Annotated in this window: 5 protein-coding genes and 2 pseudogenes; 6 read left to right on the top strand and 1 reads right to left on the bottom strand. The window is 61.6% G+C overall.

What is annotated here, in order from left to right:
- Positions 1-291 (bottom strand): annotated as a pseudogene (locus ACVOLQ_RS22315) (transposase zinc-binding domain-containing protein); the annotation flags it as partial.
- Here ACVOLQ_RS22315 and ACVOLQ_RS22320 point away from each other — a divergent pair.
- The 6 genes and pseudogenes from ACVOLQ_RS22320 to ACVOLQ_RS22345 all read left to right on the top strand — a co-directional run.
- A pseudogene (locus ACVOLQ_RS22320) lies at positions 284-493 on the top strand (transposase); the annotation flags it as partial. The pseudogenes ACVOLQ_RS22315 and ACVOLQ_RS22320 overlap by 8 nt on opposite strands.
- Positions 494-740: 247 nt before the next feature.
- Entirely contained in the window at positions 741-1,184 is a 444-nt protein-coding gene (msrB, locus tag ACVOLQ_RS22325; RefSeq protein WP_116089488.1) for a peptide-methionine (R)-S-oxide reductase MsrB, read from the top strand.
- 1 nt (position 1,185) lies between these two features.
- Entirely contained in the window at positions 1,186-1,725 is a 540-nt protein-coding gene (msrA, locus tag ACVOLQ_RS22330; RefSeq protein ID WP_150359740.1) for a peptide-methionine (S)-S-oxide reductase MsrA, read from the top strand.
- Positions 1,726-1,865: 140 nt separating this feature from the next.
- Entirely contained in the window at positions 1,866-2,570 is a 705-nt protein-coding gene (locus tag ACVOLQ_RS22335; protein WP_003464969.1) for a glutathione S-transferase N-terminal domain-containing protein, read from the top strand.
- On the top strand, positions 2,567-3,535 hold the full coding sequence (locus ACVOLQ_RS22340) for a magnesium and cobalt transport protein CorA (protein ID WP_150359739.1): 969 nt from the start codon (positions 2,567-2,569) through the stop codon (positions 3,533-3,535). Before ACVOLQ_RS22335 ends, ACVOLQ_RS22340 begins: the two co-directional genes overlap by 4 nt.
- A 94-nt stretch (positions 3,536-3,629) precedes the next feature.
- Positions 3,630-3,914 carry a hypothetical protein gene (locus tag ACVOLQ_RS22345; RefSeq protein ID WP_069953517.1) on the top strand — a complete coding sequence of 95 codons (285 nt, stop codon included), beginning with the start codon at positions 3,630-3,632 and terminating at the stop codon, positions 3,912-3,914.
- The last annotated feature ends 2 nt before the right edge of the window (positions 3,915-3,916 follow it).

Consider the following 3,916-nt stretch of genomic DNA (forward strand, 5'->3'; position numbering starts at 1 on the left):
GATCAGGGTCACCACGCCGCATTGCGCCGTATCCCGCGGCACGCCGGCCTGATCGGCAAGCCAACCGGCGATCACACGATGCACGATGCCCAGCACCGGGCTGATGGCCTCCGGCTTGCTGGCGAACAGGAAGCGCAACGGGTAGGGGAAACTCAGCACCCATTGCCGCACCGGCCGCGGGCCGAACACCTCGTCCACCAGATGCCGCGCCGACTCGGCCATGCGCCGTGCGCCGCAGCTCGGGCACAGCCCGCGCTTCTTGCAGGAATACGCCACCAGCCTCTCCTTCCTGCGCTGCATCGAACTGCCCGAGGCCATGGCGGACTGGTCGTTGACCAGCCTGCAACTCAAGCTGATCAAGATCGGCGCCCGCGTCGTCCGCCACGCCCGCGCCATTACCTTCCAGTTGGCCGAGGTCGCCGTCACCGGCCCGATGGTGCGGGCCGTCCTTGCCGCCATCCGCCGTCTTCGAACGCCTCCGTCATGCGCATGACCACGATCCATGCCCAAGCTGAACGAAAGCGGCAGGACAGGTCCGTCTGCCGCGCGGAAAAGCGGCTCTGCCGGGCCAGAATGCTGCGGGTTCGAGGCTTGATCCACCCGACTTCGGCCGTTTGCGCGACGACAGACACCGCTCGGGGCGAAAAACGCTTGCCCAGCGAGCAAAATCAGGCGATCTTGAAGTCAAGCGGCAGGCCACTTGGGGAATGTCGGCTCTAGATTAATTATTGGAGACTATCATGAAGTTTGAAAAGTCACAGACAGCAGTTGACCGCCTGACCCCCGAGCAACGCCGGATTACCCAGGAGTCGGGGACCGAAAGGCCCTTCACGGGCGAGCACAACGACAACAAGGAGCCTGGCATCTACGTCGACATAGTGTCGGGCGAGCCGCTGTTCGCTTCAACGGACAAGTTCGATTCGGGTACTGGCTGGCCCAGCTTCACCAAGCCGATCGTTCCGGCAAACGTGAACGAGGTGCGGGACAGCGCACACGGCATGGTCCGGACGGAGGTCAGGTCGGTACATGCCGACAGCCATCTCGGCCACGTGTTCCCAGATGGTCCTTCCGACCGCGGCGGTCTGCGCTACTGCATCAACTCAGCGTCCCTTCGCTTCATCCCGCGCGACGAAATGGAGGCCGAGGGATACGGTGAATATCTCGATCAGGTAGAGGAGGCTTAACATGCATCAGCGCGCTATTCTCGCAGGCGGATGTTTCTGGGGCATGCAGGATCTGATCCGCAAGCGGCCCGGCATCGTCTCGACTCGTGTAGGTTACACTGGCGGCGATGTTCCGAACGCCACTTATCGCAATCACGGCACGCATGCCGAGGCGATCGAGATCGTTTTCGACCCGGCGGTGACGAGCTACCGGAACATCCTGGAATTCTTCTTCCAGATCCACGATCCGACGACGCTGAACCGCCAGGGCAATGATCGTGGGCTCTCCTACCGGTCGGGCATCTATTATGTCGACGAGGAGCAGAAGCGCGTCGCCGAGGATACGATCGCCGATGTGGATGCCTCGGGGCTGTGGGATGGCAAAGTGGTGACCGAGGTCCAGCCGGTCGGCGAGTTCTGGGAGGCCGAGCCCGATCACCAGGATTATCTGGAGAAGCGCCCGGGCGGCTACACCTGCCACTTCGTCCGTCCCGGCTGGGTGCTTCCGAAGCGCCAAAAGGTTGACGACGTACAGCCAGCGGCCGGGACCGCGGCGGAATAGGCTTCACTGCCGTTGCCACTGCGCCGATCCGGTCCGCAATCTTCGTGACCGCGTCGTTCAGCGACGCGGTCATCGAACCCTACTTCAGAGTGACGGCTCGTTCCAGTCAGTCGCCATCGCAACACCAGGATCGCAGATTTATGCCAGACCTCTCGTCCTTTCCGATCACGCAGCGCTGGCCGGCATCTCATCCCGATCGCCTGCAACTCTACGCAGCCCCTACGCCCAATGGCGTCAAGGTCTCGATCATGCTTGAGGAGACTGGCCTGGCGTACGAGCCCCACCTGATCGACATCTCGAACAACGAGTCGAAGGATCCGGCGTTCGTGTCGCTGAACCCGAACGGACGCATACCGGCGATCATCGATCCGGCTGGCCCTGACGGTAGACCCATCGCCTTATGGGAATCCGGTGCGATCCTCCTCTATCTGGCCGACAAGACGGGTCAGTTCATCTCCACCGAACCAGGCCAGCGTTACGAGACCCTAGCGTGGGTGTTCTTTCAGATGTCGGCCATCGGGCCGATGTTCGGTCAGCTCGGCTTCTTCCTGCGATTTGGCGGCAAGGACTATGAGGACAAGCGGCCGCAACAGCGCTTTATCGACGAATCCACGCGTCTGCTGGGGATTCTGGATCGCCGGCTGGAAGGCCGCGACTGGATCGTCGACGACTATTCGATCGCGGACATCGCGACGCTCGGCTGGGTGAATGCGCTGGTGGAATTCTACGCTGCGGGTGACATCCTTGGCCTCAGCAGCTTTTCGAACGTCCGCGCATGGCTTGGACGCGGGCTGGCTCGACCGGCCGTCCAGCGTGGCCTCCACATTCCCGCGAGGCCAGCATGAGCATCATCGCCGCCTATTATTACAACGAAGGCAAGCGAGTTCGCGAAATCGCGCTCGATGAGCACGTCAAGTTGGGCGAGAGTCGCTCGGGCTTCTGCTGGATCGCGCTTAGCGAACCCACCCCCGAGGAACTACTCGCGATCCAAAGGACATATAATCTTCATCCGTTGGCGATCGACAACGCGATGCACCCGCTGTGCCCGCCCAAGCTCGAGGTCTACAACGATGAGTTGTACGTCGTCGCGCAGACCGCCGAGCTGGTCGGCGACCGGATCAGCTACGGCAAGATGGCGATCTTCACCGGTCACAATCACCTCATCACCGTGCGGCACGGCAACGCCGGAGCGCTGGGCAAACTTCGGGAGCAACTCGAGGCATCGCCGACGCAGTTCGGCAAGGGTGTCGACTATGTGCTGCACGCGATCTTGCATCGCGTGGTCGACCAGTATCTGCCCATCTTCGAAATGATCGAGGACGACGTCCTGGCGATGGAGCGACGGTCGCTGCACGATTTCCTCGGGCCAGAAGAGGTGGCGCGAATCTTCGAACTAAGGTCCGAACTCACGCGGTTCCAGCGCACGCTCGGGGCTATGGCCGAGCTGGTGCGAAAGCTCGTTCGCGGCCACTTTCCCTGCATCAGCGCCGAAATGACACCATATTTCCACGACGTCGCGGACCATGTCCACCGCGTGCAGTCCATGGTCGACGGCCTCCTGCTTGTCCTGTCCACGGTCTTTGAGGCCAGCAGCCTTCTTGAAGCGCAAAGGACGGGGGTGATCACCCGCCAGCTCGCTGCCTGGGCGGCGATACTCGCAGTCCCGACGGCGATCGCCGGAATATACGGCATGAACTTCAAGAACATGCCGGAACTGAACACGACCTATGGCTACTTCGTCGTGCTCGGGCTGATCGCGGTGTCCAGCCTCATCCTGTTCGTGCGCTTCAAGAAGTCCAAGTGGCTATGAACTCCGCACTCCGCGCTCTTCTCCGTCATCTGATGGACCAAAGCACGACTTGTGCGGAAGCGCGTCCAATCCAACTCGATATGAAAGTGCGCGCATGACATCCGAAGTGACCGACGTTCTAGAAGCAGTCCAGTCGTTCATCGCCAAGGGCTATGACCGCGAATACCGCGTCAAGGACGGCAATCTCGTTGATCTCGAACTTGGATCGATCCTCGACGCGTGCACCATTGGGTATAGGAAGTTCAACCGCCCTTTTTTGCGAGTCTGGCGGGTAGGAAGCGGCCGCGCAAGCGCCGCTTTGGGCACAGATCGGGCACAGATCGGGGGTTCATGCGTGGGTTTTCGACATCGCGGGGCCGCGCAGCGGCTCAGTGCGTAGCC

The organism is Stenotrophomonas sp. STEN031 (assembly GCF_056759975.1).

Bases quoted from the DNA above. Each gene is read 5' to 3' on its own strand.
- msrB (WP_116089488.1), top strand. From the start codon at position 741: ATGAAGTTTGAAAAGTCACAGACAGCAGTTGACCGCCTGACCCCCGAG.
- msrA (WP_150359740.1), top strand. From the start codon at position 1,186: ATGCATCAGCGCGCTATTCTCGCAGGCGGATGTTTCTGGGGCATGCAG.
- ACVOLQ_RS22335 (WP_003464969.1), top strand. From the start codon at position 1,866: ATGCCAGACCTCTCGTCCTTTCCGATCACGCAGCGCTGGCCGGCATCT.
- ACVOLQ_RS22340 (WP_150359739.1), top strand. From the start codon at position 2,567: ATGAGCATCATCGCCGCCTATTATTACAACGAAGGCAAGCGAGTTCGC.
- ACVOLQ_RS22345 (WP_069953517.1), top strand. From the start codon at position 3,630: ATGACATCCGAAGTGACCGACGTTCTAGAAGCAGTCCAGTCGTTCATC.